The organism is Bosea beijingensis (assembly GCF_030758975.1).
GTDB classification, from domain to species: Bacteria; Pseudomonadota; Alphaproteobacteria; order Rhizobiales; family Beijerinckiaceae; genus Allobosea; species Allobosea beijingensis.
The window spans coordinates 3,528,349-3,551,414 of sequence record NZ_CP132359.1; the positions used below are offsets into that span (position 1 = coordinate 3,528,349).

Consider the following 23,066-nt stretch of genomic DNA (forward strand, 5'->3'; position numbering starts at 1 on the left):
CGATGAACCAGGAGTTTCTCGACCTCTACAACCAGGAACTCCGGCTCTTCATGGAGCACAGCAAGGAGTTCGCGGAGGAATATCCGGGCATCGCCGAGCGGCTCGGCGGGCTTGCCGGCGAGCGCATGGATCCGATGGTCGGCGGTTTGCTGGAGGGCGCGGCCTTCCTCGCCGCCCGCGTCCAGCTCAAGCTCAAGCACGAGTTCCCGGAATTCACCAACAACCTGATCGAGCAACTGCTGCCGAATTACCTGGCGCCGACGCCCTCGGCGTTGCTCGCCGGCATAGTGCCGACCTATTCCGATCCGGCGCTGCGCGAGGGCATGCGGATCGCGCGCGGTTCCTATATCGACGCGACCTATCTGGAGCGCGAGCGCCGGGTCGCCTGCCGCTATCGCCTCGGCGGCGACGTCACGCTCTGGCCCTTCGAGATCACCGCCGCCGAATATATCCCGGCGCCGGGGCCGTTGCAGGCGCTCGGCCTGCGCACCGGCCCGCGGGCGTTGTCCGGGCTGCGCATCTCGCTCACGCATCGGATGATGGCCGACCGGGAGCAGGAGCCTTCCGCGGCGCAAGCATTGAAGAACCCGGCGAGCTGGTTCGCCGGCTGCCGCACCCGCGAGTTGCCGTTCCATCTGCTCGGCAGCGAAGCCGACGCGGTCGCGCTCTACGAGCAATTGTTCTCGAACTGCGTCGGCATCCATTTCCGCCATCTCGACGAATTCGGCGATCCCGTGGTGACGCCGGGGGATGACTGCCGCATCGAACAGATCGGGTTCGAGGAGGACGAGGCGCTGCTGCCGGCCGATACCCGCGTCTTCCGCGGCTTCGACCTGCTGCGCGAACTGTTCTGGTTTCCGCGCAAGTTCCTCGGCTTCCGGCTGGAGGGGCTTGGCCGCATCATGCCGAAGCTCAAGGCCAAGTCGGTCGACATCATCTTCGTCTTCGACGAGTCGAACACGCGGCTCCCTGCCGCAGTGCGTAAGGAGATGTTCGCGCTCTATGCGGCGCCGGCGATCAACCTGTTCGAGAAGACGACGGACCGTATTCCGGTCAAGACGAACCAGCACGAGTTCCATGTCGTGCCGGACCGCAGCCGCGCGCTCGACTACGAGCCGCACAGCATCCTGTCGGTCCATGCGCATTATGTCGGCGGACGCGAGAAGCAGCCGGTCCACCCGCTCTATTCCTCGCCAGAGGGCGCCTCGCCGACGCAGGGGCTGCACTATACGCAGCGCCGTCTGCCGCGGCGCCGCTCCTCGGCCGAGCGCCGGCAGGGCAGGGCCTCCGACTATACGGGCACGGAGATGTTCATCTCGCTGGTCGAGCCGGCGGGCGTCTCGGATACCGCCTCTGTGGCCGAGCTCAGCGTGCGGGCGCTCTGCTCGAACCGGCACCTGACCGAGCATCTGCCGACCGGGCAGGGCGGCGCCGATTTCCGCCTCATCGACAATGTTTCGCTCGACATCGCCTGCCTGGCCGGGCCGACGCCGCCGCGCGAGCCGGTCGTCTCCCAGCTCAAGCTGCGTTCGGAGACCGCGAGCACCGGCGTCGTGACCTGGCGGCTGGTCAACCTGATCAGCCTCAACCATCTCGGCCTCGTCCAGCGCGGCGCGGGCGAGAACGGCGAGGCGCTGCGGGAGCTGCTGTCGCTGTTCGCCGATCTCGCCGACAGTGCTACGGAGCGGCGCATCCGTGGCATCAAGGGCGTCGACAGCCGCGCCGTCGTGCGCCGATTCCCGCAGCGGGCGGGGACGGGCGCGGCGCGCGGGCTCGAAATCACCGTGCTGCTCGACGAGAAGGCCTTCGAGGGCTCCGGCGTCTTCCTGCTTGGGGCGGTGCTCGACCGCTTCTTCGCCGAATACGCGGCGATGAACCATTTCACCCAGACGGTGATCCGCACCGTCGAGCGCGGCGAGGTCATGCGCTTTCCGCCGCGCGCCGGTGCGAGGCGCATCCTGTGAGCGAGGACGCCGCCACCCCGCTGGAGAAGGCGCCGAACTATCAGGCGCAGCTCGAGGCCGAGCCCTGGCGCTTCGATTTCTATGCGGCGATGCGCCGACTGGAGCGCAGCTTCCTGGATCGACCGCGCGTCGGCGACGTCGCCTCCCGGCGCGACGAATATGTCGCGCTGGGCGAGCAGCCCTATCTCGACTTCCCGGCATCGAGCATCGCGGCAGCCGATCGCGACGGGCAGGGGCGGATGCGGCTCTTCGTCAAGTTCCTCGGCCTGCTCGGGCCGCAGGGGCCGCTGCCGCTGGCGACGACCGAGGAGAGCTATCACTGGACACTGGTGCGCGACGACGCGTTCCCGCGCTTCCTCGACATCTTCAACCACCGCTTCCTGCAACTGTTCTACCGGGCCTGGGCGGATTCGCGGCCGGTCGCGCAGCATGACCGGCCCGATCTCGACCGCTTCGCCGCCTATATCGGCAGCATGATCGGGGTGGGCTCGAAGCCCTATCTCAAGCGCGACTCGGTGCCTGATGCCGAGAAGCTCGCCCATGCCGGCCTGATCGGCGCGCAGGCGAAATCGGCCTCGCGGCTGCGGCGCTTCCTCTCCGGCCTGTTCAAGGCCGACATCGAGATCGAGCAGTTCACCGGCATGTGGCTGGTCTTCGATCCGGCCGACCGGACACGGCTCGGCGGCTCGCATTGCTCGCTCGGCAGCGACGCTCTGCTGGGCGGCAGCGTCTACAGCGTCGAGGACAAGTTCCGCGTCAAGATCGTCGCCCGCGATCTCGAACAGTTCGAGCGCTTCCTGCCGGATGGCGACCGCTGCGAGCCTCTGGCCGATGCGGTGTTCTTCCATCTCGGCGAGCAGTTCGAGTGGGATGTCGAACTCGCCTTGCCGGTCGGCGAGGTCAAGCCGGTCCGGCTCGGCCAGTCCGGCCATCTCGGCTGGACGAGCTGGATGGCGCCGAACTGGAATGTCGAGGAGGGCGCGCTACGCCGCGACGCCCGATTCCATCCCGCCGAAAGCCTGCGACTGAAACGAAGCCGCGCTGCGGCCACCGGATATTGAAGGGGACGACCATGGCCGATATCAGCCTCGAAGCCGTCACAGGCAAGCTCAACCGGGTCGGCTACGACACCTTCCTGCAGGCGCTCCGGCAGGCGAAGGGGGCGGGGAACCGCAATGTCGAACTGGCGCATTGGCTGCTGCAGATCCTGCAGGGCACGTCGAACGACCTGACCCTGACCGCGGACCATTACAAGCTCGACCGCGCCAAGATGCTGATGGAGCTCGGCGGCGTGGTCGAGGGCTTCCGCCGCAACGAGACGGAGATGCCGGGCATCGCCAACCACATCGTCGATATCCTCGACCGTGGCTGGCACTACGCGACCCTGTTCTTCGGGGAGACGCAGATCAGGACCGGCCACCTGCTGGTCGCGGCACTGAAATCGACGGAACTCCGCCGCGTGCTGACCGGGCTCTCCAAGGAATTCTCCAAGATCTCGGTCGAGGAACTGGCCGCAGGCTACGGCAAGATCTGGGAAAGCTCCGAGGAAGAAAACCTCCGGCCGATGGACGGCTCGGGCCTGCGTGCGGCAGGCACGCCCGGTGCCGAACAGGCCGAGGGCGCGAAGGGCACGACCGCACTCGACCGCTTCTCGCAGGACCTCACCGTCAAGGCCCGCTCCGGCACGATGGACCCGATCCTCGGCCGCGATGACGAGATCCGGCAGGTCATCGACGTGCTGATGCGCCGGCGTCAGAACAACCCGATCCTCACCGGCGAGGCCGGCGTCGGCAAGACCGCGATCGCGGAGGGTTTCGCCCAGCGCGTCGCTTCCGGCGACGTGCCGCCGCCGCTCCGGGGTGTACGCGTCTGCGCGCTCGATATCGGCCTGATGCAGGCGGGCGCCTCGATGAAGGGTGAGTTCGAGCAGCGACTGCGCTCGGTGATCGACGAGGTGCAGTCCTCGCCGACGCCGGTGATCCTGTTCATCGACGAAGCGCATACGCTGATCGGCGCCGGCGGGCAGGCCGGCACGGGCGATGCCGCGAACCTGCTGAAGCCGGCGCTGGCACGCGGCACGCTGCGCACGATCGCGGCGACGACCTGGTCGGAATACCGCCAGTATTTCGAGAAGGACCCGGCGCTGACCCGGCGCTTCCAGCCGGTGCAGGTCGACGAGCCCGATGTGGCGCGCTGCTGCACCATGCTGCGCGGGCTGATCGGCCCGATGGAGAAGCACCACAAGGTCCGCATCTCGGACGCGGCGATCGTTGCGGCGGTCTCGCTGTCGCATCGCTATATCCCGGCGCGGCAATTGCCCGACAAGGCGGTGAGCCTGCTCGACACGGCCTGCGCCCGTGTCGCCATCAGCCAGAGCGCGACGCCGGCCGCGATCGAGGATGCCCGCGTCGCCATCTCGTCGCTGGAGCAGGAAAAGGCGGCGCTGACGGCGGATGCCGATCTCGGCACGGACGCTACCAAGCGCCTCGGCGAGATCGAAGCCGAAATCAGTGACCGTCAGGAGAAGCTTTCAGGCCTCGAAGGCGCCTGGGCGGGCGAGCTCGCGATCGTCGAGGAGATCAAGGCGCTGCGGACGAAGCTCAGCGAGAAGGCGACGGGTGGGGAGGGGAAGGCAGCAGCCGCCCAGCCTGATGCGAGCACGGAGGAGGCTCCGGCCGAAGCGGAGGCTCCTGCATCCGAGTCCGCTGCAGATCCCGAAGAATCGCGCGCGGCACTCAATGCCAAATTCGCGGCACTGAGCGAGATCGATCCGGCCAACCGGATGATCTACGCCCATGTCGACGAGCAATCCGTCGCCTCGGTCGTCTCGGACTGGACCGGCATCCCGGTCGGCCGAATGGTCAAGGACGAGATCGAGACCGTGCTCAACCTAGCCGAGACGCTGAACAAGCGCGTCGTCGGGCAGGGCCACGGCATCGGCATGATCGCCAAGCGCATCGAGACCAACCGCGCCAGGCTCGACAATCCCAACAAGCCGATCGGCGTGTTCATGCTCTGCGGCCCGTCCGGCGTCGGCAAGACCGAGACGGCGTTGGCCTTGGCGGAATCCCTCTATGGCGGCGAGCAGAACGTCATCACCATCAACATGAGCGAGTTCCAGGAGGCGCATACCGTCTCGACGCTGAAGGGGGCGCCTCCCGGCTATGTCGGCTATGGCGAGGGCGGGCGCTTGACCGAAGCGGTCAGGCGCAAGCCCTATTCGGTGGTGCTGCTCGACGAGGTCGAGAAGGCGCACCCGGATGTCCATGAGCTGTTCTTCCAGGTTTTCGACAAGGGCCAGATGGAGGACGGCACCGGCCGGCGCATCGATTTCAAGAACACGCTGATTATCCTGACCTCGAATGTCGGCACCGACGAGATCATGAGCATGTCGGCGAACGGCGCCGCCAAGCCTGATCCGGAGGCGATGGCGGTGTCGCTCCGGCCGGCACTGCTCAAGGTCTTCCCGCCGGCGCTGATCGGGCGGCTCGTGACGATCCCGTATTATCCGCTGTCCTCGGACATGCTGGCGGGAATCGTCAGGCTCCAGCTCGGGCGCATCGGCAAGCGCCTGGCCGAGAACCACAAGGCGGCGTTCGTCTATGACGACGCGGTGGTCGAGCACATCGTCGGCCAGTGCAACGACCCGGATTCGGGCGGGCGCATGATCGACAACATCATCACCAACTCGATGCTGCCGGCGCTCTCGCGTGCGATCCTTAACCTGCAACTGGAGAAGAAGCCGCTGACAGAGGCGAAGGTCGCGGTTGAGGACGGTCAGTTCGCCTACCAGGTGGCGTGAGCCGCCTGCCCGATCCTTAAGTTGGCATCGGCTTCTCCCGAAAACCGCGTTCCACTTTTCGGGCCGATGCACGAGCGAGGAAGACGCCCATGGTGCCGGATCCGAGCAACCCGACCGATGTCGCCAACGCCTCGCCATCGCCGGCGGATTGGGTCGACCGCTACTGGAATGTCCCGGTGGGCGACACCACGGTGTCGATCAACAAATACATGATCGGCATCCACAATGCCGATGCCGGGGCGACCAAGCGCAACCTCGTCATGCAGGAGGCGGCGAAGCGAAAGCTTTCCGTCGACAAGAAGGCGTTCAACCGCGCCAGCATGGGCAAGGTCAGTCCCGACGATTGCGGGCACATCCTCAATCTCGCGCTCGATACCGGCAAGGCGACGGAAAGCACGATCCAGGCCTGGGCCGACCAGAGCCTCGGCGTCGACTGCACGGGCTTCGTCGTCGCCTATTACAGCGAGCTGAGCCGGATCAGCCTCGACAAGTATTCTGGCGGGGCGAGCTGCCCGTTCCTCGTCGGCGCAGCCAAGAAGGGCAAGCCGCCCGGGCTGCCCAGTGCCCTGATCTGGGATTTCGACGAGGTCAGGACCGGCGACATGGTCGTCTGGATGACCGACAAGATGCTGGAAACCCGCAAGCCCGGCCATATCGCACTGGTGTCCTACACCAACGTCATTCCGGACGCGTTGCTGATTGCCCATTCGAACGGCGCCAATGACGGCTCCGGCCATTTTGGCCCGAAGCACGGCCGGCTCGGTTGGGACGAGGTCAAGAGCGGCGGCAACGGCAAGTACATACAGGTCGATGGCACCGGCAAGATCATCGTCGTGCGGCCGCCGGCCTGGATCGCCTGAGCGGAGCTAGACCGCCTCCGCTATCGCCTCTCGCTGCATGAAATCGTCGAGTGCCTCGCTCTCGGGTTTGGAAAGCCGTAGCCCCAGCTTGCCGCGGCGCCAGAGCACGTCCTGCGCCCGGCGCGCCCATTCCGCCTTCATCAGATAGCGAACCTCGCGCTCGTAGAGATCGGCGCCGAAATGCCGACCGAGGTCGGTCAGGTTCCTCGCACCGCCGAGGATGTCGCGGGCGCGGGTGCCATAGGCGCGGGCGAGCCGTTTTGCGGTGCGAAGTTCGAGCCAGGGACGGGCGGCGGCGATCTCGCCGACCAGCTTGTCGAAGCCGCCAACCGGGAAATCGCCGCCGGGCAGGGCGCCGGCAACGGTCCATTCGGCGCGGGCGGCCCAGGGCACGAGCGGCGCGAGCCTGGCGATCGCGGCCTCGGCGAGGCGGCGATAGGTCGTGATCTTGCCGCCGAAGACGGAGAGCAGCGGCGCTTCGCCCTCGGGCGCATCGAGCGTCAGCACGTAGTCGCGCGTCGCTTCCTGCGCCTTCGAGGCGCCATCATCGTAGAGCGGGCGCACGCCCGAATAGGTCCAGACCACCGAGTCCGGCGTGACGGGCTGGCGGAAATACTCGCTCGCGGCGGCACAGAGATAGGCGATCTCGTCCGGTGTCGCGACGACCTCGGCGGGGTCGCCGTGATAGTCGCGGTCGGTCGTGCCGATCAGCGTGAAGTCCTGCTCATAGGGAATCGCGAAGATGATGCGCCCGTCGGCGTTCTGGAAGATGTAGCAGCGATCGTGCTCGTACAGTTTCGGCACGACGATATGGCTGCCCTGGACCATGCGGACGCCGGCCCTGGCATTGGTGTGGATCACGCCGTTCAGGACATCGCCGACCCAGGGGCCGGCGGCATTGACGAGCGTGCGTGCCCAGGTCATCTGGCGGCCGTGGGGGCCGTCCGTGTCGAGCTGCCAGAGGCCGTTCTCGCGCCGCGCCGCGGTGACGCGGGTGCGGGTGTGGATCGCGGCGCCACGCACGGCGGCATCCATCGCGTTCAGCACGACGAGACGCGCGTCCTCGACCCAGCAATCGGAATATTCGAAGGCCTTTGCCTTGTCGTCCTTGAGTGGCTTGCCGACGGCGTCATGGGCAAGGTCGAGCGTGCGCGTCGCCGGCAGGAGCTTGCGGCCGCCGATATGGTCGTAGAGGAACAGGCCGAGCCGGAGCAGCCATGCGGGGCGCAGGCCCTTGTGATGCGGCAGCACGAAGCGGAGCGGGCGGATGATATGCGGCGCGATGGCCCAGAGCCGCTCGCGCTCCATCAGCGCCTCGCGCACCAGCCGGAACTTGTAGTGCTCGAGATAGCGCAGGCCACCATGGATCAGCTTGGTCGAACGCGAGGAGGTGGCGCTGGCGAGATCATCCTTCTCGAATAGGACGACCGAGGCGCCGCGCCCGGCTGCGTCGCGGGCGATACCTGCGCCATTGATGCCGCCGCCGATCACGGCGAGGTCGTAGGGAGTGGCGGGGGCGGTGCCGAAGCCGGCTAAAGGAGAGGTCGTTTCGGAAGCCATGCGCATCTTCTGGAAGGCTGGAAAGGCTGATCGATGGCGCCATCCAATCCCGGCCGGGACGACGCGGCAAGCCCCGCTCCTGCGGTCAATTCAAGGGTGATGTCAATTCGTGCGGCTTGACGGGAAGGGCACGAGGCCGGAACAGGGCATACGGGCAGGGCATGACGGCAGGATGAGCCAACCGGTGGATCGCGAGCGCGGGAGGCGTTTCCCGGAACGGGCGGAGGCTGCCTTCCGCACGGTGCTGGAATGCGTCGGCGCGGCGATCCTGGCAGCGCTGTTCCTCGTGGTCATGGCAGCCGTCCTGCAGCGTTATCTGTTCGGCGGCGGCTTCGTCTGGTCGGACGAACTCGCGATCTGGCTGCATCTGGCGCTGATCGCGGTCGGTGCGTCGCTCGCGGTCACCGGCACGCTGGCGATGCGGCTCGATGTGCTGGTACGACTGTTGCCGACGATTCCACGACGGATTGCGGCCGTGCTCGCCGATGCCATCGCTTTCTATGGCGCGCTGGTGCTGGCGGCCGGAGGAGCCAATGTCGCGGCGCTCGTTGGCGGACACTCGACCGTGCTCGGCCTGCCGGAGGCCTTGCGCTTCGCCGTCTTCGCCTGCGGTGGCGGGCTGACGATTCTGGCGCTGTTCCTGCGAGCTGGAATCGAACGCGGCTGGGCCGGTGCGTTGGCGACGCTGATGCTCGGCGGCTGTCTCTACGGGTTGGCGCAGCTCTCCTTCGATCTGTTTCCGACGCCGAGCCTGGTCGCGGCGCTCGTCGCGGGGGCGGGGCTACTGCTTGGTGCTCCCTTGCCCTTCGCGCTTCTGGCCGGTGTATCGCTGACCGGGCCGTTCGGCGGGTTGATGCCGGAGCCGGCGATCGTCCAGACCATGGTCGGCGGCGTCGGGAAGTTCCTGCTGCTGGCGATTCCGTTCTTCCTGCTGGCCGGCGAACTGCTGACCGCAGGCGGGCTCGCCGAGCGCCTGATCCGCTTTGCCGCGACATTGGTCGGGCATTGGCGGGCGGGGCTCGCGCAGACGGCGCTGGTCGCGAGCGTGCTGTTCTCGGGAGCGTCGGGCTCCTCGGTCGCGAACGCCGCCTTCGGGGCCAAGGTGATGGCGCCGACGCTGGTGGCGCGGGGCTATCCGCCGGCCAATGCGGCGGCGATCGTCGCGGGCGTCTCGATGCTCGACAACATCATCCCGCCCTCGATCGCCTTCCTGATCCTGGCGAGCGCAACCAATCTCTCCGTCGGCTCGTTGCTTGTGGGCGGCTTCGTGGCGGGCGGCGTGCTGGCACTGGCCCTGGCGATCGGCATTCATCTCAGCGTCCGTGGCGTCGTCGATGCCGCGCCCAAGGCGAGCATGGCCGAGCGGGGCAGGGCGCTGATCGGCGCCATTCCGGCGATCGGGCTCGGCATCGTCGTGGTCGTCGGCATCCGTTTCGGCGTGGTGACGGTCACGGAGGCGTCGGCGCTCGCCGTCGCCTATGCCGTGATCGCCTGCCTCGCGCTGCGCAGCCTGAATGCGCGCGGCGTGCTGGCCGCCTTGCGCAAATCGGCGGCGGAGGCGGCTGCGATCGGCCTGCTGATCGGTGCGTCCGCGCCCTTCGCTTTCCTGCTCGCGGTCGATCGCGTCTCCGAGCAGATGGCCGGGCTCGTGACCGCGTTCGGCGCCGGGCCCTATGCGGTAATGCTGCTCGCCAATCTCGTGTTGCTGGTCGCCGGACTCTTCCTCGATATCGGCGCGGCGATCCTGCTGCTGGCGCCGCTGCTGCTGCCGGTCGCGGTGGCGGCGGGACTCGATCCGATCCAGTTCGGCGTGGTGCTGGTCGTCAACCTGATGATTCATGGGCTGACGCCGCCGCTTGGCATCCTCGTCTATGTCGTCAGCGGCATCATGCGCGTGCCGGCGGGCGCGGTTTTCCGGGCCGTCCTGCCGCTGCTCGGCGTGCTGCTGGCGGCGCTCATGGTGCTGTCGCTGGGCATGGCTGCGTGGCCCGCGCTTGCGCCTTGGCTCAAGGCGCTGTTCTGATGCGTCTTCCTTCGCCCGGCGCCCGCGCCGTTCCATCGCCTTCGCCGTGAGCCGGCCCCGGACTTGATGCCGATATGATTTTCACCGACATCGCGACGCGGACCTACAATCACGGCTGGCGGCTCGACCCTATCATCCGCAGCCTGCTCGACACCGATTTCTACAAGCTCCTGATGCTGCAGATGATCCGGGCCTTCCACCCGGACGTGCAGGTCACCTTCTCGCTGATCAACCGCTCGAAGCATATCCGGCTCGCGGACATCGTCGACGAGGGTGAGCTTCGGGCGCAACTCGACCATGCCCGCTCGCTGCGTTTCACCAAAAACGAACTGATCTGGCTGTCGGGCAACAGCTTCTACGGCAAGACCCAGATGTTCTCGCCGGATTTCATGGCTTGGCTCGCCGATTTTCAGTTGCCCGATTACGACCTGCGCAAGGTCGACGGCCAGTACGAACTGCATTTCGAGGGCCCCTGGACCCACAGCACGATGTGGGAGGTGCCGGCGCTGGCGATCATCAACGAGCTCCGGGCGCGCCGCGTCATGCTCGGCCAGAAGCGCTTCTCGCTCGACGTGCTCTATGCCCGCGCCAAGGCCAAGATGTGGGACAAGGTCGAGCGGCTGCAGAAGCTGCCGAACCTCAAACTTTCCGATTTCGGCACGCGCCGGCGCCACGGCCATCTCTGGCAGCGCTGGTGCGTCGAAGCGCTGAAGGAAGGTCTGGGCTCAGCCTTCACCGGCACCTCGAACGTATTGCTGGCGATGGATGCCGATCTGGAGGCCATCGGCACCAACGCGCATGAACTGCCGATGGTGCTGGCGGCGCTGGCCGAAACGGACGAGGACCTGCTGCGTGCGCCCTATCGCGTGCTCGACGAGTGGCGCCAGGTCTATGGAGGCAACCTGCTGATCGCGCTGCCCGACGCCTTCGGCTCGCAGAGCTTCCTGCGCCATGCGCCCGACTGGGTCGCCGACTGGACCGGTTTCCGCCCCGACAGCGCGCCGCCGATCCCGGCCGGCGAGACGATCATGGCCTGGTGGCGCGAGCATGGACGCGATCCGCGCGACAAGATGCTGGTCTTCTCCGACGGGCTCGATGTCGAGGCGATCGAACGCGTCTACCACCATTTCGACGGCAAGGTCCGCATGGCCTTCGGCTGGGGCACGGACCTGACCAACGACCTCGTCGGCTGCTCGCCGGACGGCTCGCGCGCGCTCGATCCGATCTCGCTGGTCTGCAAGGTCACCAAGGCGAACGGGCGCCCGGCCGTGAAGCTCTCGGACAATCCCGAGAAGGTCTCGGGCGATCCCGAAACGGTGAAGCGCTACCGGCGGGTGTTCGGCGTTTCCTGACGTTGCGTCAGCGAAATATGTTGCCATTATGTTCTTGCCGCGCCATCATGCTTGCGGGCTGGGGGGCTCGACATGATGCGCTTGCTGATTTTGGTGTTTGCCATATTCGTGATGTGGCCGGCTTCATCGAACGCTGAAACGGCGGATTGTGCTGGGTGTGGCGTACCTCACCGCGACGCCGCCGCGTTCAAGAACTCGCTGTTACTCACCGTCAAGAACCGAAGCTTCGTCGTGGCTGTCGCTGAAAAGGCCCGTGGGCAATCGCAGCCTATGCCGGGACTCGTTCATGCGGATCTAGGGGGCGATATCTCGGTCGTCGTCGTTGAAGATCGTAAGAATACGTCTCGCTACGTCATGAGCGGTGAAGGAAAGCGTTTCGGGCTCAGCGACCAGGATATGATGAATGTTGGGCGGGAAAACCTGAGGCGCAGGGTCGCGCGCTTGCAGATCGAGGAGCATGGGCCCGTCAGGACCCTGTCCTTTGAGGCGGACTACAATGCAGCGCTGCTGCTGCTCCCCGAGGTCTGGTCCGCGATCCCGAATCTCCCCGACGGCCTGGTCGTCGCGGTGCCGGCGCGCGATATCGTCGCCTTCGGTGATGGAGCCGATCCGGAGGCGCTCGCGGCCCTGCGCCGGATCGCTCGAACGTCGAGCGATGGCTATCCGGTGACCACCTACCTGCTGCAGCGCGTCCGGGGGCGCTGGATGGTGAAGAATTAGCGCGGGCTTCTTCTCTTGACGTCCCAGGAGGCCAATGGGATCGGGCAGCTTGCATCCCGCCTCAAAACCTCTTAATGCGACCGCGTTTCTGGGCCCGAAGGGCCGCCTTCGAGGACAAGGGTGTCATGGCCAAAGAGAAGTTTGCGCGCAACAAGCCGCACTGCAACATTGGAACGATTGGTCACGTCGACCATGGCAAGACGTCTCTGACGGCTGCGATCACGAAGGTCCTGGCGGAGTCGGGCGGTGCGTCGTTCACGGCGTATGACCAGATCGACAAGGCGCCGGAAGAGAAGGCCCGCGGCATCACGATCTCGACGGCCCATGTCGAACTTCAACGGCGCCGACAGCTTCGCCATCACCGTCACCGACTCGTCCGGCGCCACGCTCGTCGTCCCGGTCAGCTTCACGGTCGCACCCGTCGACGATCCGCCGGTCGGCTCCGATCTCGCGATCTCGCTGCCGGAGGACGGCAGCTTCGCCGGCACGCTTCCTGCGGCGACCGATCCCGAGGGGCAGCCCGTCAGCTATGCGCTAGGCCGGCCATCCGGATTCGGCACGGCGACCGTCAACCCGGATGGCAGCTTCAGCTATGTTCCAGCCGCCAATTTCTCTGGCACGGACAGCTTCACGTATCTGGTCTCGGATGGGACGAGCGTCTCTGCTTACACGGTTATCGTCACGGTCACCGCCGTCAACGATGCTCCGGTCGCCAACAACGATGCCGTCGCCATCCCGCAGAATGCGCAAGCAATCCTGCCCGTGCTCGCCAATGACGTCGATGTCGATGGAGACCCGCTCACCATCGTCGCGGCCGAAGCCGGTATCGGCACCGTCTCGATCAACTCTGATGGCACCCTGACCTACACACCGCCCAACGGCTTCGTCGGGGTCGCGACCATCACCTATACGATCTCGGACGGAAAGCGCGGCCTGGCGACGGGCCAGGTTCTGGTCTCGGTCCTGCCCGAAACCGCAACCGTGCCTTCGGGCGGGCAGCGCCCACCGGCCACGCAACCAACGACGCAGCCTCCGTTCCCGCTGCAGACCGACGGCGAAACCTTCATTCTCGATGCTGTTGGCAGGATCGCCGATCTCGGCGGCATCTCCACCTCGCTGACGGCGCATGGGCCGATCCTTTCGGCGCTGAACGACATCTCACCGCTCGACGGCTTGGCCGGAAAATCGCTGGTGATCGGGCGCTCGCTGCCGGGTGTCGATCCGCGCGGCGAGACCAGCCTAGACCGCTATCTTCGCCATGACGCCGAACGCCGCGCGATCGACCGCACACTGCCCGAGGTACAGGGCTTCAGCCGCTCGATGGAACTTCGCCCGCAATCAGGCGACGATGCACAACGGGGCGAATTGACGGTGCAGTCGGTGCTTCGCGGCCGCACGATCACGCTCGAGTTCACCAGCCGCTTTGCCGAAGCTGATCAGCGCGCGACCGAATACCGTGTGCTGCTGGCTGATGGTCGGCCATTGCCGGGCTGGCTGGTGCGCGCCGGGAAGGACATGGTGGTCGGCGACATGCCCATCGATCTCGACGAGGTCCGGTTGAAGATCGTCGCGCTCCTCGTTGACGGAGGCTCGGCCGAGCGAAACATTATTGTCGATCTGTCGACCAGCGAGATCCGGCCGGCACCGGATCAGCAGGGCTGGACGCGTCCGCCACTTTTTCAGGAAAGGTTCGGCTTGCCTGCGGAGTTGACGCAATCCCAGATCGCGTTCCTGGCGGAGGCGCTGCGTCACGACGACCTCAACAGCAACCGGTAACACTTCCCGCATAGCGGCCGTGCATCGCGCCGGGCCGGGAGGCACCCACCCGCGCAATCGGCGAAAGGCAAGGTCCGGCTACCGCCTGCCGCCTTCATCGCACTGCCGATATGCAGACCTTCGCAATGTCGGCAAAGGGCCATCTATGCCCGCATAGACCACGGTGGCCATCGATGCGGCGTGACACCGAGTTACCACCCTGTCTCGCGTGGCGGGTAGCTTGGCGTTGATCTGCCGGATAGCCGTTCGGTCAATGGATTCAGAGCTAGGATTTTTGACGCCACACCGCTTCAAAGAGATCAGATCAGCAACGTAAAGACAAAAAGCCGCCCGTCTGGATGGTTCTTTTCAGATTACAATCGCCCGCGATGCAACTCGATAATCGAACTGCAGATGGTGAGCCCCATACCCATTCCGTGCTCTTTCATTGTGAAGAACGGATCGAGCATTTTTCTACCCGCTCGACGGCGTTTCCGGGATCGATATGTTCGGATCAGTGGCTGGATCGACGTGGCGCATCTGCGGTTTCGATCCCGCCTTGTGGAGGCAAGCGGCCCCAGCGTGCTCGCGCGCTTCGTGATCTCCCAGCATGCATCGATCAAGTCCGAACGGGGCCGCGAACCTGACCTTGCCGGGCCGCGCCGCCGCAAGCCTGCCGAGCGGTGCTACAGTTGTCTCATCGGCAATCGGCTTCACCACGCCTGGGATCAGCCCCGTCCGAAGCTTCAGACGTCTGGCTCAGGCTGAGGCGTCATTCACGGCTGCGAGACGATGCGTCCCCGCAGCAGCCCGAACACGGCGAGTAGGAAAAGCCCAGCCGAGGCCAGCGCATTCCAGCCCGCCAGCGACAGGCCAAGGAAGCGCCAGGCCGCTTCCGAGCAGGCGACGATCCGCGTCGTCTGGAGCTGCTTCATGAAATCCTGCATGCCGGCCGCAGCCGGGGCCGCTCCGCCGCAATCGTTCGGCCCCATGAACCAGCCCCATTCGACGCCGGCATGATAGAAGCCGAGTCCGGTGCTCCAGGCCATCAAACCGGCAAGGCCGAGCAGGACCAGCCATTGCAGCCGTGGCGAGCGCGCCAGCACCAGCCCCGCCAGAGCCAATCCGATCGCAGCGTAATGCGGCATGCGCTGTTCGAGGCAGAGCTTGCAGGGGCTCAGATGCAGAACGAGTTCGAAGAACCAGGCCCCGGCGATCAGCGCCAGGCTCGCGATGCCGATGAGGCCGATCAGTTGCCGCGGACTCGGCAGGCGGCGCGTGGCGGAAGCAGTGGCAAGGGAAGCGGTCATGGCGGGCTCAGCAAGAGAAAAGCTGGCCCGACCCTGCGATGAGCTTGAGGCCGAAATAAAGCAGGATCAGCAAGGCAGCACCCAGCAGGGCGATCACTTTCAGGCGACGTTCGATGAAGTGGCGGATCGTGTCGCCATAGCGCCTGAGCAGGAAGGCGAGCGCGAAGAAGCGCGCGCCACGAGCCAGCACGCAGGAGATGACGAAGAAGGTCAGGCCGATATGGACGGCGCCGGCCAGGATCGTCACCACCTTGATCGGCGGCAGATGCGCGAGGCCCGAGGTCGTCAGCAGGATCAGCGTCGTATCCGGCCCGGCGCAGGCCTTGAGCGCCTCGAACGCGCCGAGCTTGCCGTAGAAGGCGAGAACCGGCTTCGCCAGCGCCTCGAAGGCATAATAGCCCAGCGCATAGCCGGCGATGCCGCCGAGCACCGAGAACAGCGTCGCGACGAAGGCCAGTCGGTACGCCCGCTGCGGCCGGGCGAGCGCCATCGGCACGAACAGGACATCGGCCGGGATCAGGAAGAACGAGCTCTCGACGAAGGCGACGATCGCCAGCCAGAGCTCCGCCCGCGGCCGGGCGGCGAGCGACATCGTCCATTCGTAGAGGCGCTTGAGCATGGCGCGCTCTAGAGCATGCGGTCGCCGGCGAGGCAACGGCTTCCGCGTCTACGGAAGGGGTGTTTCCGCATCATCACGCCCGCCTTTCGGGACGGACAGCGCAACGCCTGCGGATCATCCGCCGAAACCTGCAGGAATAGCCGCACCGGCGATTGACCGGCATCCGCCGATCGCTATAGTCCGCCCCGCCTGAATGGGCCCCTGTGGCGGAATTGGTAGACGCGCTCGACTCAAAATCGAGTTCCGCAAGGAGTGCTGGTTCGATCCCGGCCAGGGGCACCATTCGCCGCTCTCGCGGCATCTCCCGCATTGTTGGACCACGCGACGAGGAACGATCGTCTCCCTGCAGGTCGTCCATGCCGGAAAATCAGGCCTTCCAGACGAAAATCATGACATAAGATTCCGGAATCACGCTCGGAAACCACGCCGGCGGCCAGGAGCAGACGTCGGAATGAGCCGAGTCATGGATGTGCGGAAATCCGCGGCAGGCGCCGGGCCGTTTGCGCCTCTCAGGAATGTCACGTTCCGGGCGATCTGGCTCGCCGGGCTGATTTCCGGGCTGGGGTGGCTGATCCAGACGATCGCCATGAGCTGGCTGATGGCCACCATCACGCCATCCAGCGTCATGGTCGCGCTGGTTCAGGCCGCGACCAACCTGCCCGCCTTCATCCTGTCGATCTTCGCCGGCGCCATCGTCGACAATTTCAACCGCCGCAAGGTGATGCTGGCAGCCCGCACCCTGATGACCGTGACAGCCGCGGCGCTGACGATCCTCGTCGCGCTCGGCATGATCAATCCCTGGGTCATCCTGTTCTTCAGCTTTCTCGCGGGCTGCGGCATCGCCTTCAACGATCCAGCCTGGCAGGCCTCGGTCGGCGATATCGTCGACCGCAAGGATCTCGCGGCGGCGGTGACGCTGACCTCGGTCGGCTTCAACACCGTGCGCAGCGTCGGGCCGGCCCTCGGCGGCATCATCCTGGCGACCTTCGGCCCACTGACGGCCTTCTGCCTCTACACGCTTGGCCATCTCGCGCCGCTGGCCGTCGTCTGGCGCTCGCGCTGGAAGGTGCCGGTACCCCGCCTGCCGCCCGAAGCCATGCTGACGGCGATCTCCGACGGTATCCGCTTCACCTCCCTGTCCTCCGAGATCAAGACGGCGCTCGGGCGCGGCTTCCTGTTCGGTTTCGCGGGCATCGCCATTCTCGCCTTGCTGCCGCTGGTGGTTCGCGACCAGCTAAAGCAGGGCGCGATCGCCTATGGCACCCTGATGGCGGGCTTCGGCGCGGGAGCGCTGATGGCCGGCCTCGCCTCGACGACGCTGCGGCGCAAGCTCTCGGACGAGCAGATGCTGAAGCTGGCCTGCACGGCCTGCGCGACCTGCACGCTCTGCCTTTCGCTGACTCAAAACCCGGCTCTCGCGGCCGTCGCGCTGATGCTCGGCGGCGCCGGCTGGGTCCTGGGCTGGTCGGGCCTGAGCATCAGCGTGCAATGGGCGAGCCCGCGCTGGGTCGTCGGCCGGACGATCTCGCTCTATTACGCCCTGACCTCGCTCGGGCTCGCTGCCGGAAGCTGGCTCTGGGGCATGGTCACCGAAAGCTATTCCCTGAGCTTCGCCTTGCAGGCGTCGACGGCGGCCTCTCTCGGCGTCGCCCTTCTCGGCTTTCTCCTGCCGATCCATCAGCGCAAGGACTCCGACGTCTCGACGCCCGACAACTTCGAGGCGCCGTCGCTGGGCCTCGATCTGAAGCCGCGCAGCGGGCCGATCGCGGTCAAGATCGAATACCGCATCGCTCCCGACCAGGTCGAAGCCTTCCTCGCCCTGATGCTGCAACGCCGGCGCGCGCAGGGGCGCAACGGCGCCCGCCGCTGGATTCTGACGCGCAATCTGCACGACATCACGGTGTGGACCGAGAGCTTCCGCACACCGACATGGCACGACTATCTGCGCTTCAACTACCGCCGGACTGCGGTCGACAGGGCGCTGAACGACAGCCTTGTCGATCTGCATCAGGGGGATGGCGCGCCGGAGGTGACCCTCTCGATCGAACGCCCCACCGCCGTGCCGCGAAAGCCCGGCATCTTCCGGTCCGACACGCCTCACGGCTGAAGCCTGCGCGTCCGCAGGTCGCACCGAATTCCTATAAAATTCCTATTCCGCGACGCAGCCGGCCGTCTCGAACGGCTATGCCGCCGGCACGATAATCCACGCCATGGTCGATGCGCCTGCGCCATCGCCTTCCGCGGGAAGGCGGGCTCGTGCGCATCGGCCCATTGGTAACGCCCGGTCGAAAGGACCACGGCAATGGATATCGCCATGCTCGCGCTCACATTCGGCTTCTTCGCGGCAGCCCTCGCCTATGTCTCGGCCTGCAGCGCGCTCTGAAGGAGCCTCCCGTGTTCGTCGATTATCTCCTCGGTGGTGCAGTGACTGCGGTCCTGCTCGCCTACCTCACCTATGCGCTGCTGCGCCCCGAACGCTTCTGAGCGCCGGCGCGAGCTGAGAAAGCCCTTCCATGACACTCTATGGCTGGATCCAGATCCTCGTCTTCTGCGCGATCGTGCTCGCCTTGGTGAAGCCGCTCGGCAGCTACATGACGCGCGTCTTCAAGGGCGAGCGCACCGTCCTCTCACCCATCCTCGCCCCGGTCGAGCGCGGGCTCTATGCGCTCGCCGGCACTCACGAGCGCGAGGAGCAGCACTGGAGCGGCTATGCCGTCGCGCTGCTGCTGTTCAACCTCGCCGGGCTGCTGCTGCTCTACGGGCTGCAGCGCTTTCAGGGCCTGCTGCCGCTGAACCCGGACGGCATGAGTGCGGTCGCGCCCGATCTCGCCTTCAACACGGCGGTGAGCTTCGTCACCAACACCAACTGGCAGGGTTATGGCGGCGAAAGCACCCTATCCTACCTGACGCAGATGCTTGGCCTGACCGTGCAGAACTTCGTCTCGGCCGCGACCGGCATCGCCATCGCCGTCGCGCTGATCCGCGGCTTCGCCCGCGCTTCGGCCAAGTCTGTCGGCAGCTTCTGGGTCGACCTGACCCGCGCGACACTCTACGTCCTGCTGCCGCTCTGCATCCTGCTGACGCTGGCCTATGTCGCGCTCGGCGTCCCGCAGACGCTCGACCCGTCCGTGACGGCGACAACACTCGAAGGTGCCCAGCAGATCATCGCGCGCGGGCCGGTCGCCTCCCAGCTCGCCATCAAGATGCTCGGCACCAATGGCGGCGGCTTCTTCAACGCTAACTCGGCCCATCCCTTCGAGAACCCCGACGCCATCTCGAACCTGATCCAGATGGTCTCGATCTTCGCCATCGGCGCCTCGCTGACCAATGTCTTCGGCCGGATGGTCGGCAACGAGCGCCAGGGCTGGGCGATCCTCTCGGCCATGGGCGCCCTGTTCATCGCCGGCGTCGCGATCTGCTACTGGGCCGAGGCTGCCGGCAATCCGCTGGTCCAGTCTCTCGGCCTTCAGGGCGGCAATCTCGAAGGCAAGGAGATGCGCTTCGGCATCCCGCTTTCGGCTCTCTTCGCCGTCGTCACCACCGCCGCCTCCTGCGGCGCGGTCAACGCCATGCATGGCAGCTTTACCGCCCTCGGCGGCATGATCCCGCTGATCAACATGGAGCTCGGCGAGGTCATCGTCGGCGGCGTGGGCGCCGGCTTCTACGGCATCGTGCTCTTCGTCGTGCTGGCGATCTTCGTCGCAGGCCTGATGGTCGGCCGCACGCCCGAGTACCTCGGCAAGAAGATCGAGGCGCGCGAGGTCAAGATGGCGATGCTCGCCATCCTCTGCCTGCCGGCCGGCATGCTGGTCTTCACCGCGATCGCGGTGGTGCTGCCCGGTGCGGTGGCGTCGGCCGGCAACAGCGGCCCACACGGCTTCTCCGAGATCCTCTACGCCTATACCTCGGCGGCGGCGAACAATGGCTCGGCCTTCGCCAGCCTCTCGGCCAACACGCTCTGGTACAACGTGACGCTCGGCATCACGATGCTCGTCGGCCGCTTCCTCGTCATCATTCCGGCGCTCGCCATCGCCGGGTCGCTCGCCACGAAGAAATCTGTGCCCGCTTCCGCCGGTACTTTCCCGACCGACGGCCCGCTCTTCGTCGGCCTGCTCGTCGGCGTGATCCTGATCGTCGGCGGCCTGACCTTCTTCCCTGCCCTCGCTGTCGGCCCGATCGTCGAGCATCTCGCGATGCTCGCGGGCCAGAGCTTCTGAGGAGGCCAAAATGGCAAGCTGCCTGCGCCAAATGCGCCGCGACGCCGTCCACCGCGACGCCGCCTTGCGGGAAACGGACAGGGCGCCCCCGCGCCCTGCCACAATCATCCTCGGCCTGACGGTCGCGCTGTTCCTCGTCCTGCTGCTCGTCCGCGCGCTCGCCGGCCTCGTCGCCGCCTGAGCCGGACCTTACACCCTTCCGCTGGAGCCTCTTATGAGCCCGTCCAAATCCGCGAGCCTGATCGACGCCCGGATCCTGCTGCCGGCCCTCGCCGACGCCTTGCGCAAGCTCGACCCGCGCAGCCTCGCCCGCAACCCGGTGATGTTCGTCGTCGCCGTTGTCTCCGCGCTCACCACCATCCTCTTCCTCAAGGACCTCGCCACGGGAGGCGCCAATCTCGGCTTCTCCTTCCAGATCGTGCTCTGGCTCTGGTTCACCGTGCTCTTCGCCAATTTCGCCGAAGCGGTGGCCGAGGGTCGCGGCAAGGCCCAGGCCGACTCGCTGCGCAAGACCCGCTCCGAGACCGAAGCCAAGCTCCTCTCGGGCGATGATCGCAGCCAGTTCCGGCTCGTGCCCGGCACCTCGCTCAAGGTCGGCGACGTCGTGCTGGTCGAGGCCGGCGACATCATCCCCTCCGACGGCGAGGTCATCGAAGGCGTCGCCTCGGTCAACGAGGCCGCGATCACCGGCGAATCCGCCCCCGTCATCCGCGAATCCGGCGGCGACCGCTCGGCCGTGACCGGCGGCACGCAGGTGCTCTCCGACTGGATTCGCGTGCGCATCACGGCCGCGGCAGGCTCGACCTTCATCGACCGCATGATCGCGCTGGTCGAGGGCGCCGAGCGCCAGAAGACCCCGAACGAGATCGCGCTCAACATCCTGCTCGCCGGCATGACGCTGATCTTCGTGCTCGCGACCGTGACGATCCCGAGCTTCGCCACCTATGCCGGCGGCTATATCCCTGTAGTCGTGCTGGTCGCGCTCTTCGTCACGCTGATCCCGACCACGATCGGCGCGCTGCTCTCGGCCATCGGCATCGCCGGCATGGACCGGCTGGTGCGCTTCAACGTGCTCGCCATGTCCGGCCGCGCCGTCGAGGCCGCCGGCGACGTTGATACGCTGCTGCTCGACAAGACCGGCACGATCACGCTCGGCAACCGCCAGGCGACCGAGTTCCGCCCCGTGCGCGGCGTCGGGGAGCAGGAGCTGGCGGACGCAGCCCAAATCGCCTCGCTCGCCGACGAGACACCGGAAGGCCGCTCGATCGTCGTGCTCGCCAAGGAAAAATACGCCATCCGCGCCCGCGACATGGGGAGCCTGCACGCGACCTTCGTGCCCTTCACCGCGCAAAGCCGGATGAGCGGCGTCGATCTCGAGGGATCGCAGATCCGCAAGGGCGCGGTCGATGCCGTGCTGAAATATGTCGAGGGTGCCGGCACCAAGGCCGTGCGTGAAGTCCAGGCCATCGCCGCCGAGATTGCCAAGGCCGGCGGCACGCCGCTCGCGGTCGCCCGCGACGGGCGCCTGCTCGGCGTCATCCACCTCAAGGACATCGTCAAGGGCGGCATCCGCGAGCGCTTCACGGAGCTGCGCCGCATGGGCATCCGCACGGTGATGATCACCGGCGACAACCCGATGACCGCCGCCGCCATCGCAGCCGAAGCCGGCGTCGACGATTTCCTCGCCCAGGCCACGCCCGAGAACAAGCTCGCGCTGATCCGCGAGGAACAGGCCAAGGGCAAGCTCGTCGCCATGTGCGGCGACGGCACCAACGATGCGCCCGCCCTCGCCCAGGCCGATGTCGGCGTCGCCATGAACACCGGCACGGTCGCGGCCCGCGAGGCCGGCAACATGGTCGATCTCGACTCGGACCCGACCAAGCTCATCGAGATCGTCGAGATCGGCAAGCAGCTCCTGATGACGCGTGGCGCCCTGACGACCTTCTCGATCGCCAACGACGTCGCCAAGTATTTCGCAATCATCCCGGCGATGTTCCTGGCCTTCTATCCGCAACTCGGCGCCCTCAACATCATGGGTTTGCAGACGCCGCAGAGCGCCATCCTCTCCGCGATCATCTTCAACGCGCTGATCATCGTCGCGCTGATCCCGCTCGCGCTGAAGGGCGTGAAATACCGCGCCGTCGGCGCCGGCGCTCTGCTCAGCCGCAACCTCACCGTCTACGGGCTCGGCGGCCTCGTCGTCCCCTTCATCGGCATCAAGGCCATCGACATGGCCATCACCGCCATCGGCCTCGTCTGAGGAATTCGACCATGCTCAAGCAGATCCGCCCCGCCCTCGTGATGATCGTCGCGCTGACCGTCATCACCGGCCTCGCCTACCCGCTCGCCATGACCGGCATCGCCCAGGCCGTCTTCCCGCGCCAGGCCAATGGCAGCCTGATCGAGAAGGACGGCAAGATCATCGGCTCCAGCCTGATCGGCCAGAACTTCACCAGCGAGCGCTATTTCCACGGCCGCCCCTCGGCAACGGTGGGGGCCGACCCGAACGACAGCACGAAGGCCGTGGACGCGCCCTATAACGCCGCCAATTCCGGCGGCTCCAATCTCGGCCCGACCAGCCAGAAGCTGATCGACCGGATCAAGGCCGAGATCGAGAGGCTCAAGGCCGAGAACCCCGACGCGCCCGTGCCGATGGAGCTGGTCACGACCTCAGGCAGCGGGCTCGACCCGCATGTTTCGCCCGAGGCCGCCTATTTCCAGATCGCGCGCGTCGCCCGAGCGCGGAATGCCGATCCGGCGACGCTGAAGGCACTGGTCGATACCCATGTCGAGCGGCGCAAGCTCGGCTTCATCGGCGAGCCCGTCGTCAACGTGCTCGCGCTGAACCTTGCTCTCGACGGCGCCGCCCAGCGCTGACACAAAG

The 23,066-nt window shown here is 66.5% G+C and carries 17 protein-coding genes, 1 tRNA gene and 1 pseudogene; 16 read left to right on the plus strand and 3 right to left on the minus strand.

What is annotated here, in order from left to right; genetic code table 11:
- Nucleotides 1–2 precede the first annotated feature (2 nt).
- From tssF to Q9235_RS16890, 4 genes are all read left to right on the plus strand, one after another.
- Entirely contained in the window at nt 3–1,964 is a 1,962-nt protein-coding gene (gene tssF / locus Q9235_RS16875) for a type VI secretion system baseplate subunit TssF (RefSeq protein WP_306222971.1), read from the plus strand.
- A complete protein-coding gene (tssG, locus tag Q9235_RS16880) occupies nt 1,961–3,025 on the plus strand; it encodes a type VI secretion system baseplate subunit TssG (RefSeq protein ID WP_422678205.1) in 1,065 nt (354 codons plus the stop codon). The genes tssF and tssG overlap by 4 nt, the downstream gene beginning before the upstream one ends.
- Before the next feature lie 11 nt (nt 3,026–3,036).
- The gene (tssH, locus tag Q9235_RS16885) at nt 3,037–5,766 is read left to right on the plus strand and encodes a type VI secretion system ATPase TssH (RefSeq protein WP_306222972.1); all 2,730 of its coding nucleotides are present in this window, start codon (nt 3,037–3,039) and stop codon (nt 5,764–5,766) included.
- Between the two features lie 89 nt (nt 5,767–5,855).
- Entirely contained in the window at nt 5,856–6,626 is a 771-nt protein-coding gene (locus Q9235_RS16890) for a hypothetical protein (RefSeq protein ID WP_306222973.1), read from the plus strand.
- A gap of 6 nt (nt 6,627–6,632) precedes the next feature.
- Here the strand turns inward: Q9235_RS16890 and glpD are convergent, their stop codons facing one another.
- Complete coding sequence (gene glpD / locus Q9235_RS16895; RefSeq protein ID WP_306222974.1) at nt 6,633–8,186, minus strand: glycerol-3-phosphate dehydrogenase; 1,554 nt, start codon at nt 8,184–8,186, stop codon at nt 6,633–6,635.
- A gap of 172 nt (nt 8,187–8,358) precedes the next feature.
- Here glpD and Q9235_RS16900 point away from each other — a divergent pair, with 172 nt between their 5' ends.
- The 5 genes and pseudogenes from Q9235_RS16900 (at nt 8,359) to Q9235_RS16920 (ending at nt 14,057) form a co-directional block, all read left to right on the plus strand.
- Nucleotides 8,359–10,209 (plus strand): TRAP transporter large permease, encoded by a 1,851-nt coding sequence (locus tag Q9235_RS16900; protein ID WP_306222975.1) that lies wholly within the window; start codon nt 8,359–8,361, stop codon nt 10,207–10,209.
- Nucleotides 10,210–10,283: 74 nt separating this feature from the next.
- A complete protein-coding gene (gene pncB / locus Q9235_RS16905; protein ID WP_306222976.1) occupies nt 10,284–11,561 on the plus strand; it encodes a nicotinate phosphoribosyltransferase in 1,278 nt (425 codons plus the stop codon).
- Nucleotides 11,562–11,633: 72 nt separating this feature from the next.
- Nucleotides 11,634–12,281, plus strand: a complete 648-nt coding sequence (locus tag Q9235_RS16910) for a DUF1444 domain-containing protein (protein ID WP_306222977.1) — start codon at nt 11,634–11,636, stop codon at nt 12,279–12,281.
- A gap of 125 nt (nt 12,282–12,406) precedes the next feature.
- Nucleotides 12,407–12,649, plus strand: a pseudogene (locus Q9235_RS16915) (GTP-binding protein); the annotation flags it as partial.
- Complete coding sequence (locus tag Q9235_RS16920; protein ID WP_306222978.1) at nt 12,606–14,057, plus strand: tandem-95 repeat protein; 1,452 nt, start codon at nt 12,606–12,608, stop codon at nt 14,055–14,057. The pseudogene Q9235_RS16915 and the gene Q9235_RS16920, both read left to right, overlap by 44 nt.
- Before the next feature lie 755 nt (nt 14,058–14,812).
- On the opposite strand, the gene Q9235_RS16925 is transcribed toward Q9235_RS16920, so the two are convergent.
- Together Q9235_RS16925 and Q9235_RS16930 are read right to left on the minus strand one after the other, a co-directional pair.
- A complete protein-coding gene (locus Q9235_RS16925) occupies nt 14,813–15,346 on the minus strand; it encodes a disulfide bond formation protein B (RefSeq protein ID WP_306222979.1) in 534 nt (177 codons plus the stop codon).
- Between the two features lie 7 nt (nt 15,347–15,353).
- Entirely contained in the window at nt 15,354–15,965 is a 612-nt protein-coding gene (locus tag Q9235_RS16930; RefSeq protein ID WP_306222980.1) for a YqaA family protein, read from the minus strand.
- Between the two features lie 197 nt (nt 15,966–16,162).
- On the opposite strand from Q9235_RS16930, the gene Q9235_RS16935 reads away from it, so the two are divergent.
- The 7 genes from Q9235_RS16935 (at nt 16,163) to Q9235_RS16965 (ending at nt 23,059) form a co-directional block, all read left to right on the plus strand.
- Nucleotides 16,163–16,247: transfer RNA gene (locus tag Q9235_RS16935), tRNA-Leu, on the plus strand.
- Nucleotides 16,248–16,416: 169 nt separating this feature from the next.
- Complete coding sequence (locus tag Q9235_RS16940) at nt 16,417–18,072, plus strand: MFS transporter (protein ID WP_306222981.1); 1,656 nt, start codon at nt 16,417–16,419, stop codon at nt 18,070–18,072.
- Nucleotides 18,073–18,359: 287 nt separating this feature from the next.
- The gene (gene kdpF, locus Q9235_RS16945) at nt 18,360–18,449 is read left to right on the plus strand and encodes a K(+)-transporting ATPase subunit F (protein WP_091856849.1); all 90 of its coding nucleotides are present in this window, start codon (nt 18,360–18,362) and stop codon (nt 18,447–18,449) included.
- A 29-nt stretch (nt 18,450–18,478) separates the two neighbouring features.
- On the plus strand, nt 18,479–20,182 hold the full coding sequence (gene kdpA, locus Q9235_RS16950) for a potassium-transporting ATPase subunit KdpA (RefSeq protein ID WP_306222982.1): 1,704 nt from the start codon (nt 18,479–18,481) through the stop codon (nt 20,180–20,182).
- A 10-nt stretch (nt 20,183–20,192) separates the two neighbouring features.
- Nucleotides 20,193–20,363 carry a hypothetical protein gene (locus Q9235_RS16955; RefSeq protein ID WP_306222983.1) on the plus strand — a complete coding sequence of 57 codons (171 nt, stop codon included), beginning with the start codon at nt 20,193–20,195 and terminating at the stop codon, nt 20,361–20,363.
- Nucleotides 20,364–20,396: 33 nt separating this feature from the next.
- Nucleotides 20,397–22,442 (plus strand): potassium-transporting ATPase subunit KdpB, encoded by a 2,046-nt coding sequence (kdpB, locus tag Q9235_RS16960; RefSeq protein ID WP_306222984.1) that lies wholly within the window; start codon nt 20,397–20,399, stop codon nt 22,440–22,442.
- Nucleotides 22,443–22,453: 11 nt separating this feature from the next.
- On the plus strand, nt 22,454–23,059 hold the full coding sequence (locus tag Q9235_RS16965) for a K(+)-transporting ATPase subunit C (RefSeq protein WP_306222985.1): 606 nt from the start codon (nt 22,454–22,456) through the stop codon (nt 23,057–23,059).
- Nucleotides 23,060–23,066 lie beyond the last annotated feature (7 nt).